Annotated in this window: 21 protein-coding genes; 12 read left to right on the plus strand and 9 right to left on the minus strand. The window is 55.8% G+C overall.

The annotated features are described in order from the left end of the window. The first annotated feature begins 95 nt into the window (after nucleotides 1-95). From cysS to ruvA, 3 genes are all read left to right on the plus strand, one after another. Complete coding sequence (gene cysS / locus ABEA92_RS17135; RefSeq protein ID WP_345685059.1) at nucleotides 96-1691, plus strand: cysteine--tRNA ligase; 1596 nt, start codon at nucleotides 96-98, stop codon at nucleotides 1689-1691. Continuing rightward, complete coding sequence (ruvC, locus tag ABEA92_RS17140; protein WP_345685060.1) at nucleotides 1688-2212, plus strand: crossover junction endodeoxyribonuclease RuvC; 525 nt, start codon at nucleotides 1688-1690, stop codon at nucleotides 2210-2212. The genes cysS and ruvC overlap by 4 nt, the downstream gene beginning before the upstream one ends. 184 nt (nucleotides 2213-2396) lie before the next feature. Further along, nucleotides 2397-3023, plus strand: coding sequence for a Holliday junction branch migration protein RuvA (ruvA, locus tag ABEA92_RS17145; RefSeq protein WP_345685061.1), 627 nt, complete (start codon nucleotides 2397-2399; stop codon nucleotides 3021-3023). A gap of 125 nt (nucleotides 3024-3148) precedes the next feature. Here the strand turns inward: ruvA and ABEA92_RS17150 are convergent, their stop codons facing one another. The 4 genes from ABEA92_RS17150 to ABEA92_RS17165 all read right to left on the minus strand — a co-directional run bounded on the left by ABEA92_RS17150 (nucleotide 3149) and on the right by ABEA92_RS17165 (nucleotide 6766). Further along, nucleotides 3149-3499: a histidine kinase gene (locus ABEA92_RS17150; protein ID WP_345685062.1), complete on the minus strand. Its 351-nt coding sequence runs from the start codon at nucleotides 3497-3499 to the stop codon at nucleotides 3149-3151. A gap of 4 nt (nucleotides 3500-3503) precedes the next feature. Further along, nucleotides 3504-4349 carry a sugar phosphate isomerase/epimerase family protein gene (locus ABEA92_RS17155; RefSeq protein ID WP_345685063.1) on the minus strand — a complete coding sequence of 282 codons (846 nt, stop codon included), beginning with the start codon at nucleotides 4347-4349 and terminating at the stop codon, nucleotides 3504-3506. Further along, nucleotides 4346-5047 (minus strand): hypothetical protein, encoded by a 702-nt coding sequence (locus ABEA92_RS17160; RefSeq protein WP_345685064.1) that lies wholly within the window; start codon nucleotides 5045-5047, stop codon nucleotides 4346-4348. The genes ABEA92_RS17155 and ABEA92_RS17160 overlap by 4 nt, the downstream gene beginning before the upstream one ends. A 174-nt stretch (nucleotides 5048-5221) precedes the next feature. Continuing rightward, the gene (locus tag ABEA92_RS17165; protein ID WP_345685065.1) at nucleotides 5222-6766 is read right to left on the minus strand and encodes a lipopolysaccharide biosynthesis protein; all 1545 of its coding nucleotides are present in this window, start codon (nucleotides 6764-6766) and stop codon (nucleotides 5222-5224) included. Nucleotides 6767-7261: 495 nt separating this feature from the next. Between ABEA92_RS17165 and ABEA92_RS17170 the strand changes: the two genes are divergently transcribed. Together ABEA92_RS17170 and ABEA92_RS17175 are read left to right on the plus strand one after the other, a co-directional pair. Next, complete coding sequence (locus ABEA92_RS17170; RefSeq protein ID WP_345685066.1) at nucleotides 7262-9499, plus strand: sensor domain-containing diguanylate cyclase/phosphohydrolase; 2238 nt, start codon at nucleotides 7262-7264, stop codon at nucleotides 9497-9499. A 118-nt stretch (nucleotides 9500-9617) separates the two neighbouring features. After that, nucleotides 9618-10241, plus strand: coding sequence for a superoxide dismutase (locus ABEA92_RS17175; protein ID WP_345685067.1), 624 nt, complete (start codon nucleotides 9618-9620; stop codon nucleotides 10239-10241). 337 nt (nucleotides 10242-10578) lie between these two features. Here ABEA92_RS17175 and ABEA92_RS17180 read toward each other — a convergent pair whose 3' ends face one another. After that, entirely contained in the window at nucleotides 10579-12378 is a 1800-nt protein-coding gene (locus ABEA92_RS17180; protein ID WP_008709486.1) for a 30S ribosomal protein S1, read from the minus strand. Between the two features lie 301 nt (nucleotides 12379-12679). Here ABEA92_RS17180 and rpiB point away from each other — a divergent pair, with 301 nt between their 5' ends. Next, the gene (rpiB, locus tag ABEA92_RS17185) at nucleotides 12680-13147 is read left to right on the plus strand and encodes a ribose 5-phosphate isomerase B (RefSeq protein ID WP_345685068.1); all 468 of its coding nucleotides are present in this window, start codon (nucleotides 12680-12682) and stop codon (nucleotides 13145-13147) included. 228 nt (nucleotides 13148-13375) lie between these two features. Here the strand turns inward: rpiB and galE are convergent, their stop codons facing one another. Then, entirely contained in the window at nucleotides 13376-14359 is a 984-nt protein-coding gene (gene galE, locus ABEA92_RS17190; protein ID WP_345685069.1) for a UDP-glucose 4-epimerase GalE, read from the minus strand. A 322-nt stretch (nucleotides 14360-14681) separates the two neighbouring features. Here galE and xerD point away from each other — a divergent pair, with 322 nt between their 5' ends. Further along, nucleotides 14682-15635 (plus strand): site-specific tyrosine recombinase XerD, encoded by a 954-nt coding sequence (gene xerD / locus ABEA92_RS17195; protein ID WP_345685070.1) that lies wholly within the window; start codon nucleotides 14682-14684, stop codon nucleotides 15633-15635. Nucleotides 15636-15818: 183 nt separating this feature from the next. Here the strand turns inward: xerD and ABEA92_RS17200 are convergent, their stop codons facing one another. Both ABEA92_RS17200 and ABEA92_RS17205 read right to left on the minus strand, forming a co-directional pair. Beyond that, complete coding sequence (locus tag ABEA92_RS17200; RefSeq protein WP_345685071.1) at nucleotides 15819-16481, minus strand: FHA domain-containing protein; 663 nt, start codon at nucleotides 16479-16481, stop codon at nucleotides 15819-15821. A 193-nt stretch (nucleotides 16482-16674) separates the two neighbouring features. Further along, nucleotides 16675-17961 (minus strand): class I SAM-dependent rRNA methyltransferase, encoded by a 1287-nt coding sequence (locus ABEA92_RS17205; protein ID WP_345685072.1) that lies wholly within the window; start codon nucleotides 17959-17961, stop codon nucleotides 16675-16677. Nucleotides 17962-18452: 491 nt separating this feature from the next. On the opposite strand from ABEA92_RS17205, the gene ABEA92_RS17210 reads away from it, so the two are divergent. Then, entirely contained in the window at nucleotides 18453-18737 is a 285-nt protein-coding gene (locus ABEA92_RS17210) for a ferredoxin family protein (RefSeq protein ID WP_040766172.1), read from the plus strand. Nucleotides 18738-18937: 200 nt separating this feature from the next. Here the strand turns inward: ABEA92_RS17210 and ABEA92_RS17215 are convergent, their stop codons facing one another. Then, nucleotides 18938-19543 (minus strand): HNH endonuclease, encoded by a 606-nt coding sequence (locus tag ABEA92_RS17215; RefSeq protein ID WP_345685073.1) that lies wholly within the window; start codon nucleotides 19541-19543, stop codon nucleotides 18938-18940. A 364-nt stretch (nucleotides 19544-19907) separates the two neighbouring features. Here ABEA92_RS17215 and ABEA92_RS17220 point away from each other — a divergent pair, with 364 nt between their 5' ends. From ABEA92_RS17220 to ABEA92_RS17235, 4 genes are all read left to right on the plus strand, one after another. Further along, on the plus strand, nucleotides 19908-20522 hold the full coding sequence (locus ABEA92_RS17220; protein WP_345685111.1) for a DUF456 family protein: 615 nt from the start codon (nucleotides 19908-19910) through the stop codon (nucleotides 20520-20522). An 89-nt stretch (nucleotides 20523-20611) separates the two neighbouring features. Next, the gene (locus tag ABEA92_RS17225; RefSeq protein ID WP_345685074.1) at nucleotides 20612-22429 is read left to right on the plus strand and encodes a hypothetical protein; all 1818 of its coding nucleotides are present in this window, start codon (nucleotides 20612-20614) and stop codon (nucleotides 22427-22429) included. A gap of 259 nt (nucleotides 22430-22688) precedes the next feature. After that, nucleotides 22689-24230, plus strand: coding sequence for a glutamate--tRNA ligase (gltX, locus tag ABEA92_RS17230; RefSeq protein WP_345685075.1), 1542 nt, complete (start codon nucleotides 22689-22691; stop codon nucleotides 24228-24230). A gap of 272 nt (nucleotides 24231-24502) precedes the next feature. Next, nucleotides 24503-25846 carry a cytochrome c gene (locus tag ABEA92_RS17235; RefSeq protein ID WP_345685076.1) on the plus strand — a complete coding sequence of 448 codons (1344 nt, stop codon included), beginning with the start codon at nucleotides 24503-24505 and terminating at the stop codon, nucleotides 25844-25846. Nucleotides 25847-25878 lie beyond the last annotated feature (32 nt).

Below are 25878 nucleotides of genomic sequence, written 5' to 3' on the forward strand. Positions count from 1 at the left end.
CGGCATCTGTCTCTATAATTCCCCGATTCCACGAAGTTCGATTCTGCGTCGGAATCGTTTGCACCCCTGAAAGTCATTTTCCCAGAACTATTTCGATGAGCACTGCTACCGCATCCACCAGCGTAACGGGAGCTTCGGAGACGAAGCCACCGATCAAAATTTACAATACGCTGAGCAAAACCAAGGAAATCTTTCAGCCAATCAACCCTCCCAAGGTCGGCATCTATTTGTGTGGCCCAACGGTGTATGCCGAGTCACATATCGGCCACATGGTCGGCCCCGTCATTTTTGACACGGTCAAACGCTACCTACGCTACAGCGGCTATGACGTCACTTGGGTCGTCAATATCACCGACGTTGACGACAAATTGATCGCGAAAAGCCGCGAGCGAGGGATCCCGATGAGCCAAATCGCGGTCGAAATGACCGCCGATTACTTGTCGAATCTGCGTGAGTTGGGCGTCAACCAGATCGACTATCTGCCGCGGGCGACCGACCACATGCCGCAAATCATTCGCTTCATCGAAGCGTTGATCGCCAAAGGGCACGCCTATGAAGTCGATGGCGATGTCTTCTTTGACGTGATGAAGGACCCGAACTACGGCCAACTTTCCAATCGCAGCGTCGATGCCCAACAAGGCGAAGGGGGCGAAGCGGCGGCGAAGAAAAAATCGTCAGGCGATTTTGCTCTTTGGAAAAACGCCAAAGGCCAATCGATCGCTTGGGACAGCCCCTGGGGCAAAGGGCGACCCGGGTGGCATATCGAATGCTCGGCGATGAGCCACGAGATCCTCGGCGATACCTTCGACATCCACGGCGGTGGCTTGGATTTGATGTTCCCGCATCACGAAAACGAACGGGCACAAAGCGGATGCTGCCACGATGCACCCATGGTCAAGTATTGGATGCACAATGGGCTGATGCGAGCCGGTGAAAAAGGCAAAGTCGGCGGCAAGAGCGATCGCGAAGAATCAAATGAAGATGCCGCGGCGGGCAAGATCAGCCGCAGCAAGGGAGCGGGCGGATTGTCGGATCTGATTCGCCGTCACACCGGGGAACGCATCCGGTTCTTTCTGCTCCGCACCCATTATCGTTCGACCATCGTGTATGGCGAAGAAGGCCTGCAAGAAGCCGGCACGTCGCTCGAAGCGTTCTATCGATTCTTTGATCGTTTCGCCGAGATCAGCGGCCAATCGGTTTACGATTTGCAGCCGCCGGCATCACGGGCCGAAGGTGAATTTGATCCTGGCAAAGACGCATTGCTTGTCGAAATGCACGGCGTGCGGCAAAAGTTTTTGGCCGCGATGGATGACGATTTCAATACTGGTGCCGCGATCAGCGTGTTGTTTGATACGCTGCGTTTGATGAATCGTTTCATCGACGAAAACAAACTTGATGCGAACAGTGACAAGGAATCACCGGCCGTCGCTTCGCTGGTCGCTGCCGTCAAAATCGTTCGCGAATTGACCGCCGTGCTTGGCATTTTTGTCAAAGCGCCGCCACAATCCGGTGGCAACGAAGGTGACGAGGCGCTGCTGGACAGCGTGATTCGCTTGTTGATCGATTTGCGAAAAGAAGCACGCGAGCGGAAGGACTATGCCACCGGCGATGCGATTCGTGATCGACTAAGCGAGCTTGGTGTCGCGCTGCTGGACAAGAAGGAAGGCACCAGCTGGGAACGCAGCTCGTGATCAAAGGCGGCGTATCAGGACGGCGGATTCTAGGCATTGACCCCGGTTTGAATACCACTGGGTATGGGGTGATCGAGGTTCATGGCACGACGATCAAGTTGTGCGAAGCCGGGGTCATCCGTAGCCGTGCCAAGGATCCGTTGCAGATGCGTCTGCAAGAGCTTTACACCGGCGTCAAAGAAGTGATCGAGGCGTTGAGCCCCGAGATGATGGCGCTTGAGCAGTTGTTTTCGCATTACGAGCGACCGCGAACGGCAATCTTGATGGGACACGCTCGCGGCGTGATCTGTTTGGCGGCCGGCGAAGCAGGAATTCCGGTGGGACACTTTGAACCCACGCGGGTAAAGAAGGTGTTGACCGGAAACGGTCGAGCGCCAAAGCACCAAATGCAATTGGCGGTGAAGTTGCAGCTGCGGTTAGCGAACTTGCCTGAGCCGGCGGACGTCGCCGACGCATTGGCGATCGCGTTATGTGGCCATCACCTGGGCATCAACACGCCACTCGACAAGTTGGTGAAGTAGAAGAACAAGCGGAAGCGTAGTGGATCTTGCTAAAGATCCCAATCCATGTAGTGGATCTTGTTAAAGATCCCTGAATCCACGCAGCAGGTCTTGCTAAAGAGCCCGGCGGTGAGGGAGGTTTAGCAACCTCCACTACATGTTCGATCCCACTTTTTAATAACACGTATTTGTAGGATGCAGTCTGTTGATCGTCACGATTACAGGAAAATTGGTTCGCGTCGGCGAGGCCTCGGTGGTGATTGAATCGGCCCCGTTTGAATACGAGGTCTTTGTTGCCGATTTCACTCGGCGTCAATTGCAAGGCAAGATCGGTGACGAGGCGCGACTGCATACGCTGCAGTACATCGAGGGCAACGCGGCCCAAGGCGGACGTTTGACACCACGCTTGATCGGGTTTCTGTCGGAACCGGAACGCCAATTTTTTGACCTGTTTTGCAGTGTCGACGGAGTGGGCGTCAAGAAAGCGTTACGGGCGATGGTGCGTCCGGTCAAGGAATTGGCAGTGCTGATTGAACAACAAGACGCCAAGTCGCTCTCAGCACTTCCTGGCGTAGGTCCGGCAACGAGCGAGCGAATCATTGCCAAGCTTCGCCGCAAGATGCCTCGCTTTGCCTTGATGGTCGATCCAGGGTCGATCGGTGAAACGCCTGAAGCGGGCAGCGAAGTGATCAGCGAGACGTTTGATGCCCTGATCACGCTGGGGCACACCGAAGCCGATGCACGGCGATTGATCGACGAAGCAATCGCGGGCAAGAAGAAGTTCAAAGACACCGAGTCGCTGTTAACGGCGATCTACCAGCGGTCGACCTAAGGATTGACCGTAGCGAAAGTCGTCAAGACTTTCGTTGCAGAATGGCCTTTTCGCAAACGAGACACACCAAGGTTTTCGGGGGGATATGGTGGACGAAAGTCTTCGCGACTTTCGCTACTGGAATCCTATCCCACAAACAAGCTTGGCAGTGCCGCGTCGAATTGGCCTCGTGTCATCACCGTCGACACGCCAGCCGCGCGGGCCGCGTTGAGCTGGTTGACTTGGACATGAGGCCCGTAGGCAATGACCTTTGCCGCAGGGCAGCGGGACGCAATCTCCGCCACCACGTCGGGAATCAACTTGCTACGCGTTGACAAGTCGATGATCACGTAGGCCACCGAATCGAGATCGCCAGCGGGCAAATTTCCGCTGAACTTAAATTGCAACTCGGCGTTGGCTGCCGCACCACGCACGCGGGATGCGAACATCAAATCGCCGGACAGGAACAGCACGAGATCAGCGGAGGCGTTGCTCATCGGATTACTTGCGTTTCTCGACTTCGGTCTTCATGAATTTTAAGCCTTCCGTGGCCAAGGTGATTTCATCCTTGAACATGCGTCGCCAAATCTTGGTGGCGGCAGCAATTTCGGGAAGGGCCAATCCGAACGCTTCGATGACCATCCAGCCGTCGTAGCCCATTTCAGCGATCGCGTCAAAGTTATCGTCCCAGTGAACATGACCATCGCCAGGGGTGCCACGATCGTTTTCGCTGATGTGGATGTGGAACAGTTTGTCGCCACCGACCTTGACCGCGTCCTTGATCCCCTTTTCTTCGATGTTGCTGTGGAACGTGTCGTACATCATGCCGCAAGCGGGATGGTCGACTTCGCGAACAAAACGAGCCGAGTCGGCATGGCAGTTAAGGAAATAACATTCAAAACGGTTCAGCGCCTCGACGCCCAATTTCACGCCAACGTTGCCTGCATGTTCGGCGACCGCACGCATGCTTTCGACGCCCCACTTCCATTCGTCTTCGGTAGGACCAGCGCCGCTGAACACGCCGATCGCCGAGTGGTAGGGGCCGACCAACGTTTCCACGCCTGCCGCTGCACAGCAGTCCAGCGTCTTCTTCGTCAACTCGATGCCTTTGGCACGCACGCTGGCGTCGGGTGAAATCGGGTTGTCCTCTTCACCGCGAATCGTGACGGCAGTGCGAGCCAAACCGATGTCGTCCAACTTTTTGCCGATCGCTGCATAGTCGAGGTCGATGTTGAACATCGGTAGCTCGACGCCGTCGTAGCCAGCCGCTTTGAGTTGTTCGCAAACAGGCATCAGTTCGTCGGTGACTTCACCGGACCACAAAAGGAGGTTCATGCCGTATTTCATTGTTTGCCTATCGAGTTAGAGGTTTGAAGCGTGGGGAAAGGGGACTCGCCTGTCGGTGGTGTCAATAATTGTGTTCGTCGCGACTCGACCAACGTGGACGCTTGCGAGAGCCATCGGCCAACTTGCGGGGGTAAAGCCGCAAGTCCAACACGGCTCATCACTTGATTCAGCCGAAACAAGAGTTTGTCATTGTCGAGGTAGTCGTACAAGAACCGCAATTCGATAAATCGATCGATCGCCGATGCCAATTGTTCGGTGGGTTTGCCAGTGATTTTGTTGACACAGGCCTGGATTTTCTCGGACGACAGATCGCTTAGCAAGCCATAGTAGCGGTCAACGATGGTGGGATCGTCACGAATCCAAAAGGAATCAAGCAGAATTTCAATCAAAATATGGCCGACAAACGTCGGCCGAAATCCGGCGTCGCCCGGTAGCAGATCGCGTAGTTGGATCGCCAGCGTCATGTTGGTTTCGACAAACGCTTGGGTCGCGTGAAACCATTGGTCATCGTCGACATGCTGAACGATCCCCCGCGCAACGTCGCGGACATCGGGATCCTCGTCTGCGGTCCACAACATGGCATGCCGCCGCCGTGCCCGAATCTTGCGATCCACCACACTCAACCAATCTGGAACCGCCGTCCCGGCTGCCTTCAGTGGCTGGTCAAAGTAGGGCAATGCGTGGCTAAGGAAATTCATGCCGCGTAGCCTACCAAGAATTCAAGCGAGGTGGCAGGTCAGCGGAAAAGTCGCGGCAAATTCAGTGATTCTGAATTCGTTGCACGCATTCGGCGGGGGCGGGTTCGGTGGCCCCATTCCGCAGTTTGCCCATTCCGCAATTGGCCCTTTCGGCGATCCGTCCGTGCCGTCGGGTTAGGACCACATCGTTGCCGGGCGACCGAATTTTGCGGCAAGCGGTTCGATGCCTTCGACGATCCATCGTTTGATCTTCGGGCTGACCAGGATCACCGTGCAAACGCTCGCGACCGCCACCACCGGTCCCAGCATCAGGCTGGCGGGCAGAAGACTGATCGAGATCAACGTCAAATCAAACTCGAATCCGCACCACGCCATCGCCATCCCGATTCCAATCATCACGGTGGCGTGCGCACACAGCGTCGCGATCACAGCGCCTTGCAACCCCAATATCGGCAACAACGTCGCATTGAGGATCAGATTCAGCGTCAAGCCGACGGCGATCGCGATGCCGACTAATCTGCCTCGCTCGGCTACCCACAAATAGTCTTGCCCGATCATCACGAGCGATGCCCAGATATAAAACACAAACGCCATCGGCATCAGCGCCAGCCCGTCTGCGTAGCGATTTTGCAGCAGATTGGCAAACAACCATGGAGCGATCCATAGCGTCGCTGCCGCACCGAGTGTAAAGACAATCGACAGCGCCGCGAGGACTTTGCGGATTCGATCGACCACCGCTTCACGACGACCCGATTCCCAGTCGGCGGCAAGGTATGGCATCAGAACACCCGCAATCATGCTGGCCAAACTCATCAACAACACGGGAAAAATACGGCCACTGTGGTACTGCCCCACGGCGGCTTGTCCCATTTGTTCGCCTCCGCTGGTGAAGTGCAAAATCATGTAGCGATCGGACATCTCAAAAAGATTGCTCAATAAGTTCATCACCCACAACGCGATCGCATACGGCAGCAAACGTCGCCACATCGATGGAGCGTCAAAGCGAGTTTCGCTGCGTGGTAATCCCCGCCATCCTTTGGCCAGCGTCCAACCACCAGGCAGAATCGCGATCAGTGACGCGGCGGCAAAACTGAGGATCAGTCCCGCTAATCCGCCGCCGCGGATAAGCCATCCCACTCCGATCAATGTGAATGCAACACTCTGCACGAACTGCATCATCGATGCCACGCGAACTTGGCGAAGCGAGGAAACCAATTGATGAACAAAGTTGAATGCGATGATCGAGATCACGCCGACGGCAACGCTGTACGTCAATTGGCTATTGTCGGACTCTAGAAAGATCAGCCATCCAAACCAATCCGGTGCCACAGTCAAACCGACCATAAAGATCCCCGTGCACGCGACAGTCGCGATCAGCAGTCGCCGCACCAGTGAACGTAGATGTCCCTGTTGCCGATACGTTTCCACATACCTTGGCAGCGATCCGGGCATACCAAACAACATCACCGGCGTTGCCATCGTGATGAAATCGAATGCCATTGCCCATTGGCCGACGACAGCATCGTCCATCAATCGGCAGAACCAGATACTTCGGAGAAATCCGAGTGACCGCTGAATGATCGTCATCGCTAGCACGACCAACATTCCAATCGCAAGCGAATCGGCTGCAAAGCTAGCGGGAGTTTCGGGCTTGGTCGATGTCACAGCTTGTGGATCGTTCAATGGGGGAAGCGTCGACGTTGGGCAGAAGGATCTCATGGTTGGTTCCTGCGTTGGTGTCGTCGCAGGCGAATGAGATGAGTTCGATGAAATGTGGGATGCAGGCAGCATGAACGCCCAGCGAACTTTCCCTCCAACTCGAGATTGTCGTCAAATTTTGCCGGATGCAGCGGTGGTGCCGGTTGTAGTGTGTCGGAGTGATGTCACTTCTGCGTCGTGCGGGGAGGGCAACCAAGGGGAGTCTGGTTTCCTGGATTCGGAAAGCCGAAGGATTCCGTGGGGAAATCCCTCAGTTCGGGCGATCGATTTTGCCGCAGCTAGCGAGGGCGTCTGTCGGTGAGGTTTGCCGGGGCACGCGGCATTCCCCCGATGGTTCGGAGGGCGCGTCCCGAGTGAGGGGAAGCGGTTTTTCTTCGTCTTTATTGAGGATTTGGCAAAGGTGGAAGTCAGCGATTTTGTTTGGCTTTGCTCCGTTTCCTAACCTATGTTTCAACTCGCAGCGATCTTGTTCTCTCGACCTGACGGTTTCACCGCATGAACCAGCCCCTCTCTGTATCTGCATCTGTTGACCCTGCCGCGGCTCCGGTGACGGCAGTCGAGCCATTGGATTTGGCCAGCAAGAATCAACAGCTCGAACAGCTGCTTGCCAGTTTGCAGGAGGCATCGCCGATCAGTGACGAGCGGCGTGTGTCGCCGTCGATCGAGGACAAGTTCGAGAGCCAATTGGCGATGGTCCGGCTGGGGATCGCTAGTTCATTATTCTTTTCGCTGCGGGCGAAACATGTCGCCACCGCGGCGCATTCGCTGCGAGTCGCGTTGTCGTGTTTGGCATGGGCCCACCGCTTGGGACTCGATGACTCGCTACGAGACCGTATCGAAGTGGCTGCACTGCTGCATGATCTGGGCAAAATTGGCATTCCCGATCGCGTGCTGCGAAAACCTGGCAAGTTGACAGTCGAAGAACAATTGACGATGGATTGTTGCCCGCGTTTGGGGGTCGAGATCTTACGCGGCTGCACCCACGACAACGAATTGCTTGACATCGTGTTGCATGCCAATACGTGGTTTGACGGTCGGCGTCATGATGACGGTCTACGCGGTGACGCGTTGCCGCTCGGATCACGCATGTTGGCGATCGCAGATGCATTCGATGCGATGACGACCGATCACGTTTATCGCAGTGCGCTCAGCCGCGAACGCGCGATCCAAGAATTGGCCAAAGCCAGTGGCACCCAATTTGATCCCGAATTGGTGCTTGATTTCAGCAACATGCTCGAAGACCGGCCCGAACTACTACAAGGCGTGGTGGTGGATCGTTGGCTCAAGCAACTACAAAACGACTCGGAGTTATCCATTTGGAATTCCGGTTCCAACCACAAGCATGCGGGAGTCGTCACCGCGGCAGGCCAAGACGAACTGTTTTTGAATTCACTCGTCGGCAGACTCAAAGACGGAGTGGTGTTTACTGACAGCGAAGGGACGATCACCCGTTGGAATGATGCCATGCAGCATCTGACGGGAATCTCCTGTGACGCGATCCAAGGCAAACAGTGGAGCAACGAAATTGTTCGTTTGCGCGAGAGCGATTCGTCGCGTCAGCAAGGCGCCTGTATCGTCACGCAATGTCTTCGATCGTCGAGTTCCATCCAGCGAAAAATGGTCATCGAACAACCCGGCGGCATCTCGACGCCTGTGCATGTTCATGTGGCGCCGGTGACCGGGACCGAGCCGGGGTGTTTGGGAACGGTGATCGTAATTCGCGATGTCTCAAACGAAGCCGACATGCTCGAAAAGCTTGATTCGCTTCACCAACAAGTCACTCGTGATCCTTTGACCGGGATTGCCAATCGAGCCTATTTCGACGAACAACTCGCGTCATTGACGTCGCGGGCCAAGGCGGGCGGTCCAACATTCAGTTTGATCATCTGTGACATTGATCACTTCAAACGAGTCAACGACGTGCATGGCCATCCGGCAGGCGATGAAGCGTTAATCCGTTTCGCCGAGATTTTGGAAAGTCATTCACGTGATGGCGATTTGGTGGCCCGTTATGGTGGCGAAGAATTTTTGTTGATCGCGAATAATTGTGACAACGCGACCACCACCAAACGTGCCGAAGTGATTCGCGCGGCGCTCGAGCAGACGCCGCTGCCAAGTCTTGGCAACGAAGCAGTCACCGCTAGTTTTGGCGTGACGGAATATCAGGCAGGCGATACCGCCGAAACGATCTTGGCGCGATCCGATCGGGCGCTTTTGAAAGCCAAGGACAATGGACGCAATCGAGTGATTCAGCTTGGTTCGGGTAACCGAGCCGACGAGTCGCCGGAAACGACCAAGCGGGGTTGGTTCGCGTGGTTCGATACCAGTGAGCTTGAGAAGAACAGCGAGTTCGACATTCTGACGCCGGTTCCAACCGCGTTGGCCATCGAAAAGCTTCGCGGCTTTATCGCCGATCACGATGCCGAAGTGATTCATGTCACCGAAAATCAAGTTTCGATCAAAGTCAATGCGGTCTGTACCACCGGGGGCCGGCGACGAGTTGATCATCAGATGGTGCTGAATGCCCAGCTGACCCTCAGCGAACAAAAACGAAGCGATTCGGTGATCCCTGCGGTGCGAAATTGGGGCGGAACAAAGGTCCACGTGACGATCCGGCCTATCCGGAATCGTGACCGCCGTAACCGAGCACTGAAACCGTGTATCGTCCAGCTCGTTTCGAGCTTGAAAAGCTATTTGATGGGCGAAATCGTTTCAGATCCCGATGGATCGTAATTCGCTGCGTTTCGGTTTATCGAATCAAGGGGTTATTTCCCTCACTTGGCTCGGGCGTTATCGTTTCAGGGTAGCGAGAAGTCTATTATTTCGACCCTAAAACGGAGCAAATTTGGCCATGGCTTACACATTGCCTGCACTGCCTTACGCGTACGATGCACTGACGCCTCATATCGACGCGAAGACGATGGAAATCCATCACACCAAGCATCACCAGGCCTACATCACGAAGGTGAACGATGCGATCGCGGGTACCGATTTGGAAAGCAAGTCGATCGAAGATTTGATTTCGGATCTCTCCGCTGTTCCCGAGGCCAAGCGGGGCGCGGTTCGCAACAACGGTGGCGGACACGCAAATCACTCGTTGTTCTGGACCGTGATGGGACCAAACAAGGGTGGCAACCCGTCGGGCGATTTGGCCACGGCGATCGACAAGGCCTTCGGTTCGTTCGATGCAATGAAAGAACAGTTCGGCAACGCGGCAGCAACGCGTTTCGGTAGCGGATGGGCTTGGCTTTACGTCGAAGGTGGCGAGCTAAAGATCGGCAGCACCGCGAACCAAGACAACCCGTTGATGGGCCAATCGGTTGCCGGAATCGGCGGCACGCCCATCCTTGGATTGGACGTTTGGGAGCATGCATATTACCTGAACTACCAAAACCGTCGCCCCGACTACATTTCCGCATTCTGGAACGTTGTCGATTGGGACGCCGTTGCCGATCGTTACGCTGCTGCAAAGTAAATAGACGTTACGAAACGTTTGGTTTCGAGTCCCTCGGTTGCTCGCTTTGAAGTTGTGCGTTCTTCACAACCCAAAGCGTAAGCGAGGGAATCTCGATCATGACTCGGTCCCTCGCTCACGCGTCGGATTATGATTTGCTAGAGAAAATGCAGTAGCTCGGCTTCAAGGCTTACGCTTGGAGTGATGATTTCTCCGAACGAAACGAAAGGGCGTTGCCACCAAGTGGCAACGTCTTTTTTCGTGTCAACTCCATTGAGAAATGGCGAGGGCGCATAAAAAAACGGCGGACTCGAAAGTCCGCCGTTTGTCTTGTTGTTCACCGCAAGCGGTCGAGAGCTTACTCTTCGTTGCTTGGTGGGAAGAGAGGACCGGCACTGCCTAGACCACCCTTCAGCTCGCCTTCGACCGACGACGCAGGGACTTGGTTCTCGGCTGCTTCGGCAGCGGCCGCAGCACGCTCTTGCTCTTCGCCCCATTCGACTCGTTTGAGCGACAGACCGATCTTGCGTTCGTCGGTGTCGACTCGCAGGACCTTGACTTCGATGTCGTCGCCGACCTTGACCACTTCTTCGGGATCTTCGACCTTTTGCTCAGCCAATTCGCTGATGTGCAGCAGGCCTTCGAGTCCGTCTTCGAGGCTGATGAAGACGCCGAAGTTGGTGATCTTGGTGACCTTACCCTTGACCAATTGGCCTGGTTGGTACTTGTCAGGAATGTCGCCATCCCATGGGTCGTTATCGAGCTGTTTCAGTCCCAGTGCGATACGGCGACGCTCTTCGTCGACGCTCAAGACGCGGCAAGCAATCTCTTGGCCCTTCTCGAGCATTTCGCTCGGGTGACCGATCTTGCGAGTCCACGACATGTCGCTGACGTGAAGCAGACCGTCGATGCCTTCTTCCAGCTCGATGAACGCACCGTAGTTGGTCAAGTTACGCACCTTACCGGTGACATCGGTTCCCTCAGGATAACGCTCGAGCACTTCGTCCCAAGGATTCTTCTGAGTTTGCTTCATACCGAGCGACAACTGTTGGCCGGCGGGGTCGACACCCAAGATCTTGACATCGATTTCGTCGCCGATGTTGACCAATTCGCTTGGATGATTGACTCGCTTGGTCCAGCTCATTTCGCTGATGTGCACCAAGCCTTCGATGCCGGGTTCGAGTTTGACGAACGCACCGTAGCTCATCACGTTGACGACTTCGCCCTTGTGATCGCTGTTGACCGGGTACTTCTCTTCGATGTTTTCCCACGGGTTGCGGTCCTTCTGCTTCAAACCGAGAGCAATCTTTTGCTTTTCGCGGTCGATGTGCAGCACCTTGACTTCGATTTCTTGGTCGATCGAAACCATTTCGGTGGGGTGACCAATTCGCTCCCAAGCCATGTCGGTGATGTGAAGCAAACCGTCGATACCGCCCAGGTCGACGAACGCACCGAAGTCGGCGATGTTCTTGACAACCCCTTTGCGGATCTGGCCGACTTCGAGTTCTTTCATCAAGTACGCGCGATCTTCTTCGCGTTGACGTTCGATCAACGAACGACGGCTGATCACGATGTTGCGACGCATGTCGTCGATCTTCAGCACTTCGGCTTGGATCACGCGGCCAATGAAATCGCCGATGTCGCCAGGGCGTCGGATGTCGACTTGGCTGCCTGGCAGGAAGACGTGGATCACGCCCAACTCGACCAACAAACCACCCTTGATCTTGCGAACAACGGTACCGGTGACCACTTGGCCCTCGGCAACCTTGTCCATCATGTCTTCCCACTCGATAATCTTTTCCGCTTTGCGCTTGCTCAGCGAGATCATGCCGTAAGGATCGTCGGCCGCCCCGAGTTCGTCCTCCATCTCTTCGATGAGAACCTTGACGGTGTCCCCCACCTTGGGTGGCTCTTCATCGCCGCCCCACTCATCGAGACTGACGGTGCCTTCGCTCTTGAATCCGACGTCGATCAACGCCCATTCATCGTTGATTTCAACGATTCGGCCGTCGACAAGTTTTCCCTGGGCATAATCTTGTTGTTCCGCTGCCAGGGCTTCAAAAAGCAATTCTTCGGCTTGGTCTGCAGGGACTAGCAGAGCCAATTCGGCTAGAATGTCGTCGTCTTCGAGATTGCGGATGAGGTTACGGTTGACCATGAAAATTGATACCAATTGAGCCTTGGACCTGCGGTGCGAGACATGCACCCGTCCAAAGTTCGGGGGGGGTTAGAGTGGTTAATTTGTCTCTTAGCTTGACACATCGTCAAGCGCCTAGTCGCGTAACCTAACAAAGCGACAAAAACGTCACAACAGCTTTACCCGTAGTTTCACGATGAAAAATGCTGATCCGTTGCCATTTTGGCTTCCCCACGGTATCAAATGGCCTGTTCAAAGCATCGAGATGGCCTGCTGAAAGCATCGAGAATGCTCGTTTCGAGATCGTCAATTCTGAAATCAAATGACTGAATCACTCCCTCTGCGAGTCGCCATTGGTGGCGATCACGCTGGTTTTCCCCTGAAAAAGATGATCGTCGAGCGTTTTGGCGACCAGGTCACCGCGTTGATCGATTGTGGCACCAACAGCGAAGCGAGCTGTGATTACCCCGATTTCGCGATCGCCGTGGCCAAAGAAATCCTCGCCGGCCGAGCCGACAAAGGGATCATGGTCTGTGGCAGCGGAGTGGGCGTCAGCGTCGCAGCCAACAAGATTCACGGAATTCGAGCGTCGATCTGCCACGATACCTACTCGGCCCACCAAGGCGTCGAGCACGATGATATGAACGTGCTCTGTATCGGCGGCCGGATCATTGGCTCGGAATTGGCCTTCGAGATCGTCCAGGCGTTCCTGGCCGCTCAATACGAGCCCGAAGATCGACACGCTCGACGCTTGGCCAAAGTCTTAAAAATCGAAAAAGAAGGTATCTAGTACCGGTCGGCAGCCCTTTTTTCGGGTAGCTACCTTCGCCAGAAGGTGGTGGATCATACGCGACGGCAGCTATCGGCCGTCTGGCGAGCGTAGCTGCAGAACGCAAATTCCATGCTGCAGAACGCAGACTTTGTCATTTGCTAGCAGCAAACGCTTCGCAGCCTTCGCCCACGCGGCTAGCGGGATTTCACCCAACAATTCCTGCCTGCCGGCTTCGTCCGCGTGTTCTTATTTTTCGTACCCGTTTGGATGGGCTTGGTGCCATTTCCAAGCGGTTTCGACGATCGATTTGACGTCCATGTATTTGGGTTGCCAGCCGAGTTTTTCTTTGGCTAGGCGGGCGTCAGCGATCAGCTCCGAAGGGTCTCCGGTGCGGCGTGGTCCCATCTTTTCGGGAATCGGATGCCCCGTGACTTCACGACATGCCTCGATGATCTCGCGAACACTCGTCCCACGACCGGTGCCCAAGTTCACACACAAACCTTTGCCAAGTTCGATTTTGTCGAGTGCTAGCAAATGTGCGGCCCCGAGATCGTCAACGTGGATGTAGTCACGCACACAGGTGCCATCGGCGGTCGCATAATCGTCGCCAAAAATGGTGATCGCATCGCGTTGTCCCAAGGCGACCTGTAGCACGATTGGAATCAGGTGGGTTTCCGGATCGTGATCCTCACCGATCGAACCGTCGGGACGTGCTCCGGCGGCATTGAAGTAGCGAAGTGCCGCATAGCCGAAGCCGTACGCTGCCGCATAATCCGCCAACGCATGTTCGAACACCATTTTGGTGAATCCATAGGGATTGATCGGATTCTGAGGCGTCGTTTCCGGGATCGGGACGGTGTCGGGTTCTCCGTACGTCGCGGTGGTGCTGCTGAACACAATTTTCTTCACATCGGCTTCACGCATGGCATCGAGCAGTTCGACCGCGTCGATCACATTGTTGCGGTAGTAGAGTGCCGGATCGTTGACCGATTCGTTGACCAACGCGAAGGCGGCAAAGTGCATCACCGCGTCGATTTTTTTCTCGCGAAGCGTCTGCACGACTTTGGTTCGGTCGGACAATTCTCCTTGGACCAACATGCCCTCGGGGACCGAGGCGGCGTGGCCTCGCGAGAGATTGTCATACACGGTGACCGTGTGACCGGCATCTAGCAGCAACCGCACCGCGTGAGAACCGATATATCCCGCGCCACCTACCACCATAACATTCATGGCAATCGTACTTTCTAAAACAGTTGGAATGGTCGGACGTACAGCAAGGCAAATTCGAGCAAGATTACCAGCGGTGTCCAAGAGCGACCGTGTCGTGTGTCGAATCAGGATAAGGGTAATTTGTAGATTCTGCCAATGCCATAGCTGTGGGAGAGGCTTCGATAGGTGGGATAGGCTTCCAGCCTGTCATCGGTCCATCCCGTCACCCAAAAATCGACTTTCACATTTCATTCGCAGAACCAGCCGGGCTGCCGGTCGTGAGCCCCGTCATGACGACAACCTAAAAGCCGATTTTTCGCCTAATCACCTTCGAGAGAATGCCTTGGCAAAACGACCTACCAAGCTCGAGTTGCTACAGAAGGCGGGGCCGCCGCCCAAGTCGAATCGGGCAACCGAAACGGTTTGCAACGAGTTTCTTGACTACCTGCGTAGCGAATGTCACTTGGCGGCCAACACAATCGCCGCTTACGGTCGCGACATCCAGCGATTTGCGACTTGGCTTGGCACCGGAGCGCTGAACCAAATTTCGATTAGCGATTTGTCGTCCTACATCGGTGAACTTCACGAAGCCGAACTCGCTCCGGCTTCGATCGCCCGTAACGTGGTAGCCGTTCGGACTTTCTTCAAGTACTTGCAGCTTGAAGGGATCGTGCAGAGCAATCCCGCCGAATTAATTGTCACTCAGAAGATGTGGCAACGGATTCCCGGCGTTTTGTCGGCTCAGCAAGTCGAACGATTTTTGTCGTCACCGCGGAAAGCGGATGTTTATTGGCAGCGTGACGTGGCGATGTTGGAAGTCCTGTACGCGACCGGATGTCGTGCTTCGGAAGTCTGTTCGATCCGTGTGCGGGACATGTCGCTCGGTGAAAAGTTCTTGAAGTGCGAAGGAAAAGGGGGCAAGCAACGCGTCGTGCCAATCGGTTCGCGAGCGATCGCGGCGATCACTCGCTACTGCGAAGAATTGCGAGGCAAGTTAGCGGAGAAGAGTCCGCATCCGCCGGAGGAACTTTTTCTCTCACGCAGTGGCCGAGCACTGGACCGCATCCAGTTGTGGCGGCTTGTCAAATTTTATGCCAAGCGAGTCGGCATCGATCCGTCGATCAGCCCCCACAGTTTGCGGCATAGCTTCGCCACTCATCTGTTGGCCGGAGGCGCCGATTTGCGTTTGGTTCAAGAGATGTTAGGCCACGCCAGCATCCAGACCACTCAAATCTATACGCACGTAGAACACTCGCGATTAAAGAAGGTTCACCAAGCGTTTCACCCGAGAGCGTGAGCGGTTGGCAGGTCACGAGTTTGGGGCGGCGAGCGATGTTGATGTTGTCGATCGCGACAACTGCTTGATCCGACCGGCAGCCGATTTTTTCTAAGCAGCCTGTTGCGTCGCGAGTCGGCGATGGTTCAACGCGAGTCGGTCGGTGTCACCGTGAGTTGACGGTGTGCTGCGGCGTTGTTTGAATCAGTTGGGCCAATCGGGGTCCGCGATCTTGCGTCCCATGGTTGCCAATTTGGCTTGGGCATCCAACAGTCGTTGCCAAGCGGCGAACGACAACACGACCTCGTCGTTGCTTTCGTTTGTCTTGGCTGCGTCAATCAACTTGTGAAGTCGTGATTGAAGGTAATCAAGGATCTCACAGAGTTGTGCTTTTTGGCCTGGCGACAATCCATCGGGAATCGAAGGGACTTCGAGGATTTGCACCAACTCGGCAGGATAAGGCGATTTGGGTTCTTGATTCAACTCCAGTGCAATCGAACTTTCCGACGACGCCATGTCGCGGCTGACGGTTGGGTTGTCGCCGCCCATGGCAGCCAACCGCGCGGCGATCTGTTCTTCGGAACCGACCAAGATCAAACTGCGCCCCAACGCAATCAGGTCGCCGTGTCGCAAGATCTTCAGTTGGCACTCGGTGCCGTTGACTTTCGTTCCGTTGGTGCTGTCCAAATCGGTCAACACCAAGCGTTCGTTGTCACGTTGGACCTTGAAGTGACAGCGGCTGACTCGCTCGTCATTGAGCTGGATGTCGTTGCCTTCTTCGCGACCGACCGTCAGCGGTGGGTGCAAGTTTTCATACACCTTTCCGCGATCGGCGCCGTGCAGAATCTTGAGGGTCACGCCCGACATGGGGCACTCCGACGGGAGGGAATAAGGGAGACAAGAATCATAGGTCTAAGGGGGATAAGTATAAACGTTGTTTACGGTTGCGTCACCGCAGTTCCCACAGTTTAGCGAGATCTTTCCATTGTTTAACAATTCCCTTCAAACGGCGGATTCATTGTCCGTGAAAGTGAGCCAGCTATCTCTATACGCGAGATTTCTACTGAACCTCTGCAATTATACATTTTAAATAATCGCTTTCCGGACACGAAATAGCACAAGGGTGGTCCGGGGCTGGCCCGCGGTTTTCCAGGACGATCAAATCGCGGCGTTTTCGTCGTCCGACATCCAGTAGCATATTGAGAAATTCGGACCGAGAAACACGCCCGCTACAGCTGCATGTGACCAGAATTCCTCCGGGGGACAGCAGGTCTACGGCGAGTGAATTGAGCCGCCGATAGGCGCGGAGTGCGGTGTCGACTTGATGTCGACTGCCCGCAAAACGAGGGGGATCGAGTATCACAGCGTCAAAGCGATGCCCTTCGTCGGCAAGCCGTTTCAGTTCGTCAAAACAATCGCCCTGAGTAAAGCTGATTCTAGAGCCCGAGTCACCATTTTCCGAGTCCTGATCCAGCCCGTTGCGGGTAACCGCCTTTTGTGCCTGGTCGAGTGCCGCTTGGCTCGAATCGATGCCCAGCACCGATTTGGCGCCCTGTTTCAGGGCGACCAACCCAAACCCGCCGTTGTAGCAACAGACATCCAACACACTGCGGCCTTTCAGATATTGGGCGGCCGCAAGGTGATTGAGACGTTGGTCGAGATAGCCTCCGGTTTTTTGCCCGGCATGCAAATCGACCGCCAATTGCAGCCCGTTCTCGCTATAGAGTACTGGTTCTTGTTGCTCGACCCCTTCGAACCACTCGTTTTGAGGCTCGATGCCTTCGTGTTTGGCGGTTTTTTCGTCCACGCGGACCATGATCGCTCGCGCCGACAACGCCGATTTGAGGTGCTCGAGGATGGGCTGCTGCCAACGCAACAATGCTCCGGCGGTGAATTGCACTCCCAAACAATCGGCGTAGCGGTCGACGATCAGACCGCTGAGCAGGTCGGATTCACTGAACACGATTCGTTCGCCCGCCTGCGGGTCCACCGGGCCGGTCAATCGCCGACGAGCGATCGCGGCGTCGATTCGCGACCTCCAATGCTGCTCGCCGATTTCGATGTTGGCATCAAAAGCGTACAGCCGGACACGCAACCGGCTGCCTGGATTGACGACGCCACGCGCGACCCAATTTCCGTCGAAATCAAGCAGATCGACGACCTGCCCCGATTTTAAATTGTGCCCCGTTTCCGCCAACGCATGAGCGTGGACCCATGGATGGCGAGCCAGAAAGGGGAATTGGCGTGACGGTTTTAAGCGAAGCGGGACAGGGGTATCGGAATAGGTCACGCGTGATTGGTCCTGAATGGAAATGGAATCGCAAACAATGGAGGATCGGTCGGGCATGGGCCCTTTTGCCGGCCGCCTTTTTATCGTCGGGGCCGACCTTGGTCGTTAAGCCCCCTTTTTTATCGTTGGGAGCTCAATTTTATCCTCGAGACCGCTTTTGGGGTCACGGGGGACGACGTCATCGGGAAAAGCATCCTGCGAAACGACGGGGGCCGGAAAGACGCCACAAAACGGAAATCTGCTCACAGCTTGTCATCCGCATCAAAAAACGCAAGCTGGCAGCGATTAGTCTGGCGAAAAACATCGCAGAATCGCGTCTACGACAGCGTTCAGGCGTGGCATGGGATGACTTTCAAACGGTCATCCGAATGCTGGATTCCAGTGGAAATCAAAATGCCCGCTCGCCAGCGAGTAGCAAACTGGGCACAATGGAGTCGGTTAAACTGGAGCGACTGGGGTGTCCGGTCGATAAACACCGAAGACGGATCGGCACGCGGAGGGTGCGTGGCGATCGTACGCGAAATTGCTTCAAAGAAAGGTCATCTACCATGACACATGTTGTTTGCGAACCATGCTCAGGGTGCAAATACACCGATTGTGTTGTTGTTTGTCCAGTAGAGTGCTTCTACGAGGGCGATCAAATGTTGTATATCCACCCCGAAGAATGCATCGACTGTGAAGCGTGCGTTCCGGAATGTCCCGTCGAAGCGATCTTCCACGAAGACAATGTCCCCGAGGAATGGAAGAGCTACATCGAACTGAACGCCGAGCGTGCCGAGTCGGATGAGTGCGATGTCATCACGGAAAAGAAAGAACCGCTCGCCGACAAGTAAGTCGACTTGCTATGTATGACGACTCATCAGTGAGGCGTCTTGCTACACTTGCGACGGCGGCGATGCAGCGATCCAACGTACAAAATTGAAAAAGTACGAAATTGAAAAACCCTTCGTGAGACAGCTCACGAAGGGTTTTTTTGTGTCAATGCGAGATGGAATCGATCCCGCGAACTCGCCTCGGATCAACGGCTATCCGCTCAGCTCACCGCCGGCAGAAACGTTTTCCAGCATTCGTAGCGAGGGTCTTCCATCGATTGCGCCAACATCGGATTGAAACGCGGTTTGACTGGGCGATTCAGCAATTGCATGCGTGCTTGCTGTGGTGTCCGTCCCCCTTTGCGGCTGTTGCATTTCAAACAGCAGCAAACGATGTTCTCCCACGTCGTCGGCCCGCCATGCGAGCGTGGAATGACGTGGTCCAAACTCAGCTTGTTGGTCGGTTCTTTCCGGCCGCAATATTGACACTGGTTCTCGTCGCGGGCGAACAGATTGCGGCGGTTGAATCGCACCGTCTGTACCGGCATGCGGTCAAACCGTGTCAGACGAACAATCCGAGGGACTCGTAGTTCAAAACCCACTGCTCGGATGTAGTCTTCACCAGGTTGTTTTTCTAAAGAGGTAATCTGGCTGAGCTCGCACCAGCTTTCGAAGTCGTAGCTGACGTATTGATCGTCGTCATGGCAGATCACTTCCGCACATTCGCGGTACAACAACGTGAAGGTCCGTCGTACGTTGACCACGCGGATCGCCATGTAGAAACGATTCAGCACTAACACATTCGTGTCGAGAACACTTTGCGACATAAGCAATTCGATCCTTCCGTTGTCTCGCTAAAAAGGCACTTCGTGGGACGAATTCATTCCATCAAGCTTTTCGCGGAAAAACCTAGCGGAATTGTTTTCATCAGTTTAATGGACTGGCTTTGCATTCACTACAAGCTTGTACGGGGATAAGCTACGCTTTCTGCGACACGGAAAGTCGGAATTGGGGTTCGCAGGGCTTCGGCAGCATTTCTTTCCCATCATTGTAGGGTCTGGGCGATTCATCGCCATCAAATTGCCGCAGGGGTTCATCGCAATTTCATCGAAGATTCACGGTCAAAAGCGTGATTTTTCGCGATTTTTCTCGCTCACAATTTCTCGCTCACAAACGGTTTTATCCACCTTGATGCTCGTCGCCGATTCACTGACACCTATTTTTTTACTGTCGATTGATACCGAGCGTTGGTTCGGTTGGCTCGGACCGACCGGAGCCGTTTTCGCAGCGATTCTGCTGGTGGTTTTCTGCATCGTGGCCTGGGGATTGAACCTGATCACGCTGCCTGGGAATTGGATCTCCGTCGCCGCGATGGCACTGTACGCGTGGTTAGGCCCCAGCGAGGGCCGAATTGCGATCGGGGCTGCCACGCTTACCGCCGCGTTTTTGTTCGCATTGCTGGGGGAAATCATCGAGTTTGCTGCCGGCGCGATGGGGGCTCAAAAAGCGGGAGCGAGTCGCCGATCGACGGTGTTGGCGGTGGTCGGTTCGATGGTCGGAGCCCTGATCGGCGCGTTTGTCGGGATCCCGGTTCCCGTGGTCGGCCCGATCTTGGCCGCGATCCTGTTCGGTGGCGTCGGGGCCACCGCCGGGGCGATCTACGGCGAATGGACCGACGGGCGATCATGGCGAGAAAGTTGGAATGTCGGTCACGCCGCCTTTTGGGGCCGCACCTTTGGCACGCTGGGCAAGTTCGCGGCTGGTTTGGCCGTCGTGATCGCGGCGCTGTTGGGGGTGTTGCTTTAAGCTGCGTCCGACACAGTGACGTTCGCCGCTCGAGCGAATGCTAGCTAATGAAGATTGATCGCTCGATTGGTGGGTCGCATTGACTTTGGATGCCGCAATTTCCTACGCTCGCCGCGGCGGAAACTCTTCCACGAAAACATCATGGCCAAGGTTGCATGACCCACGCGCGGCGCACGATCGACCGTCGGCGGCGAGTTCTTTATTCGACTCAGCAAGCCGACCTGACTTCATCCACGGCGGCGAGTCGTCGTACCGCCGAACAGTGGCGCGAGGCGCGGCGGCCAACCGCAACCTATGCCGCCCGTGTGCATCGGCGTCTTCGCGGACGTTGGTTCTCGCTCGTTCCCGTTAAACGACGAACGTTGACGAGTGTGGCTGCGGTGCTGTGGGGCATCGCGGTGCTACTGTCCGCGGCTCATTATGCATCGGTCGCATGGCCTTCGATCGTCAACCATCCCGAGATTGCTCGGCCGCTACGACTTGATCGTCCCGACAGCCTTGGACGCTGGGTCATCTGCGTCTTGTTGGCGGGATCCGCCGGAGCGTCGCTGTTGATTTATCAGGTTCGTCGCTATCGAGTGGACGACTACACCGGGCAATACCGTTTATGGCGTCTGGTGTTGATCGCGATGTTCATCGCCAGCATCAATTCGCTCGTTTCGCTCGTTGATTGGGCAGGCGCGTTGCTCGATTTGGCCATCGGCGAACGCGTGGCGTTGTCCGGCAGCGATTGGCTTTCCATTGTGATCACGATCGGCGGCGCCGTGTTGGCGCTGCGTTTGACCGCCGAAGTGCGTCGATCGCGTTGGGCGTTGACGACAATGATCGTCGCGTGGACGTTGATCGCCATTCCGGTGGCCGCAAAGTGGAATATCTTTGCGGTTGATTCGATCGGCAAATGGTCGCTCGTAACGACCGCACCGCTGTTGGCGTACACGACCTTGTTCATCTCGCTCGGCGGTTATTTGCGACTGTTGTATCGCCAAGTCCGCAATCTTGATGAAAACGACTCGCTGGCCGAGCGATTCCAAGAGTGGAAGGTGCGGTATTTGACTCGCCTGCGGCACACGGACGACGAGGGTGAGCATTCGGGCGAAGCCGAGTCGAAATCCGCTGCGGCGACGAAGCCCGCGGCCAAACCCAAGGCAGCACCCCCAAGCAAATCACAGCCGAAACCTCAGCGGGCACGCACCACCGAGGATACCGAGTCGGATCAGGACGAGGATTCGGCGGCCTCGGAATCCTCCACCTCGGATCGCGGCAAACGTCGGTGGTGGTCGCTGCGTCGTAGCAAGAAAAACACCGCCAACGTCGATGACACGAACGACGATGAGGGCGACGATCTCGAAGAGCCCGCGGTCGCAGATGACGAGGCCAACGTCGATCCCAAGCCTTGCCGGAAGCGTCGATGGTTAGGACTCAGAGCGGCAAAAGCCGAGACGTCGGACCAAGACGAATTAGACGAAGACGAATCGGAGCAACAGGACGTGAATTCGGCGAGTGATCCGGCCGACGAGGATGCCGCCAGCGACGCGCCGCCGAAGAAACGAGGGCGATTTTCATTCGGATTAGGACGTCGCAAAAAGTCGGAATCTGATCCAGACGACGAATCCGCCGACAGCGCGGCGGCCGAGGCCGACGATCCGCCAACCAACGAGAGTGATCCGCCCGCTAAGAAACGAGGACTTGGCGGTTGGTTGAGTCGTGGGGCCAAGAAAAAGGAGCAAGCCGCCGACGACGACACCGACGGCGATCATGATGACCTCAGCGACAATGACGCCGATGCCGACAACGCCGCAGACGATCAAGATTGGCAAGATCCCGATTCGATTGACTGGGATTCGCTCAGCAAAACGGAACGTCGCAAGCTTCGCAAGCAGCTCAAACGCCAAGGCCGTGCCGCCTAGAAGCTCGCCCGTTCTCGTAGCGAACGCCGACAACTACTCGTAGCGAAAGTCGCCAAGACTTTCGGGCCGCTCGGCGCTGAGGTCCCTACCGTTTCCCAAAACCATCGAACGCCTGCTTGGCACGATGGTGACACGGATTTGCCCGAGTCGCGGCGGTGGGCTTCTATGACCCGAACCCCTTCTTCGGGTATCTTCTCCCAGAGCTTGTTCGCCCTTCGCGATTTTTCTCCGTTTCCCACTCCCCTGCTCGATCCGATCCATGATTCGAACACGATTTGCTCCTAGCCCGACCGGTTACCTTCACATTGGTGGTGTGCGCACCGCTCTTTTTAATTGGTTGGTCGCGCGAAAAATGGGCGGTCAATTCATCCTTCGCATCGATGACACCGACGCCGGGCGGAACGTGAACGAGGCGATCCAGCCTATTTTGGATGGTTTCCGGTGGCTGGGAATGACATGGGACGAGGGGCCTGAAGTGGGCGGCCCTCATGAACCCTATTTCCAATCGCAACGTGCCGATCGTCATGTGGCGGCCGCCAAGTCGCTATTGGAAAGCGGTCATGCCTATCGCGATTACTCACGCCCCGAAGAGTTTGCGGCGTTGCGAGAGGAAGCACAAAAAGCGGGCAAGCAGTTCATCTACGACCGCCGCTGGATGGCCGAAGACGATGCTGCCGCGGCGGCGTTTGAAGCCGAGGGACGCACCGCCGTCGTGCGTTTGAAGATGCCTCGCGAAGGCGAATGCGTGATCTCGGACTTGGTACGCGGCGAAGTGCGAGTCGCTTGGGGGGCGGAGCAAGACCATGTGATTCAACGTGCCGATGGCAGTTGTTTGTATCACTTGGCCAGCGTGGTGGATGACCACGACTACGAGATCACCCACGTGATTCGTTCGGAAGAGCATCTGTCGAACACACCGCGTCAGATCTTTATCCTTGAATCGCTCGGTTACCAACGCCCCGCCTATGCCCACCTGCCGTACGTTGCCGAACCAGGCGGGCATGCCAAACTTAGCAAGCGGAAACTTGCTAAGTACGAGAAGAACAAGGATTTTGCGGAACTGCTTGCCCGGGGACGTCGGATCGCCGACCGCTGTGGGATTCAAACCGAAGCCGACACGTTCAATCCCGTGATCATCGACTTTTATCGTGAAATTGGTTTCACGGTCGAAGCGATCTTGAACTACTTGCTGCTGTTGGGGTGGTCGCTCGATGGTGAGCGTGAAAAATTTACGGTTCCCGAAATGACCGAATTGTTTTCGCTCGAGCGAGTGACGAAGGCGCCGGCATCATTTGACCCGCAAAAGTTGCTGTCGTTTCAAGGGGACGCATTTGCCGCATTGCCGCTCGAAGAACGGATCACGCGAGTCAAACCGTTCGCCGAGCGAGCAGGATTACTCAGTGAAGCAGGGTCCGAGGCGAAGCTAAGCGAAGTCGTGGAAGGTGCTGGAGACCGGTTGAAGATCGCCGGCGACATCCTTGATTTTGACTACTGCTTCCTTGATGAGTTTGCGGTCGATGCCAAAGCCTATTCCAAACGAATCGATGGCGATCCAGCAGCGAAAGATTTGCTCAAAAAATTGCGAGCGAACTTTGCCGATGCCGATCCATGGACGATCGAATCGATCGAATCGGTGGTCAAAGGATTTTGCGAGGCGGAAGGGATCAAGCTAGGCAACATCATTCATGCCTTGCGTGTGGCGACCACAGGGACTGCAGCTGGATTTGGCATGTTTGAAACACTGGCGGTGATCGGTAAAGAGCGAGTGTTGGCACGAATCGACAAGGTGGTCCAAGCGTAACGCTTGATGTTGCGGCGTTCTTCACAACCCGAAGCGTAAGCGAGGGAATCTTTATCCTGACACGGTCCCTCGCTGACGCGTCGGGTTGGGATGTGCCAGGAAAACAAAAATAGTGCAACGCGGAAAGGCGAAATGCCGGTTCCGCAGCCGCACACGGCTGTTTGCCCCGCAAAACCGCGACAATCTGTGCCCATGCAGAATCCGAGCCATTTCGGGTAAACTGTACGATGGATATTTCGTCACCCTTTTTTGTTCCATTGCGAGTGTTAGCCATGCAACGTTTCCGTTTTTCATCTCCTGTCGCGATTGCGGTATGCGTGGCGGTTTGCGTATTCGCCGTAGGCTGCAAACGCGAAGAGAGACCGGTGACGTTCGAGCCGAACTTTGTCCACGCGATGAAGTACCAAATCAAAGACAACGTCTCGATGGATCAAGCGTCCAAAGACTCGATGTGGGTCGTGACAAAAATGTTCGGTACGCCGGACGAGCCTAAGCTGCCGGACTTCGTGGCCGAGGAAGAGGATTTTGCCGATCTGTTGGACCTCGAACGGCTCGTGCGTGCCTCGGGCCCCGCCGATGCCGAAGGCCGTGGCTTGTACCGCAAACATTGTGCGCTGTGCCATGGCGTGACCGGCAACGGCCGCGGTACCACGGCGGCGATCTTGAACCCGTATCCACGCGACTACCGCATGGGCGTGTTCAAGTTCAAATCGACCCCGCTTAGTTACAAACCGACGCGTGAAGACATCGCTCGTTCGATTCGCAATGGAATCCCCGGCACCGCGATGGTGAAGATTCCTGAACTGACCGAAGAAGATGTGCAAGCGCTGACCGACTACGTGATCTATCTGTCGTGGCGTGGTGAAACCGAGCGAGCTTTGATCGACGATGCCGTGATGGAAGGTGTCGATTTCGAAGGGGGCGAACGCATCATCAATCCCGAATTTGCGAACAGTCCCGACGAAGAAGAGCAGGAACTGTACGAAGAGCAATGGGAAATCTCGGAAGAGATCGCGATGGGCGTCGCCGAATCGTGGCTTGAAGCGGAAGACGAAGTCGTCGAAGTCCCTGAGCCGCCGAGCGACATTCCGGTTGCCAATTCACGCAAAGAATTCGTCGAGCTGAGCCAGGGCGACCAAGCCGATGCGTTGGCAAAATCGGTCGAGCGAGGCCGCGAATTGTTCCTTGGCAAAGTGGCGTCGTGCAGCAAATGTCATGGTGAGAAAGGCCTCGGTAACGGCCAAACCACCGACTATGACGAATGGACCAAAGACTGGACCGCACGGATCGGAATCAAACCCGAGGACCGCGAGGCGTTGATCCCACTGCTTGCCCGCGGAGCCCTTCCGCCCATCAATGCGGTGCCTCGAAACTTTGCCGAAGGATTGTTCCACGGAGGCTCGGATTCAAGCGATCTGTACCGCCGAATCACCCAAGGGATTGATGGCAGCCCCATGCCCGCAGCAACGTTCGTCGAAGGCCAATTCGAAGAGCAGGATGTTTGGCATCTGATCAACTTCATTCGCTCGCTGCAAACCGCCGATGCCGAAGACGCTGCGGACGCGGCGTCGAGCGAAGCCGTCGGTGCCGAGCCCGAAGCCAGCCCTGCGATCTAGCGAAGTCCGAAAGCTTTGGTGACTTTCGCGAG

It is taken from the genome of Novipirellula caenicola (genome assembly GCF_039545035.1).
GTDB classification, from domain to species: domain Bacteria; phylum Planctomycetota; class Planctomycetia; order Pirellulales; family Pirellulaceae; genus Novipirellula; species Novipirellula caenicola.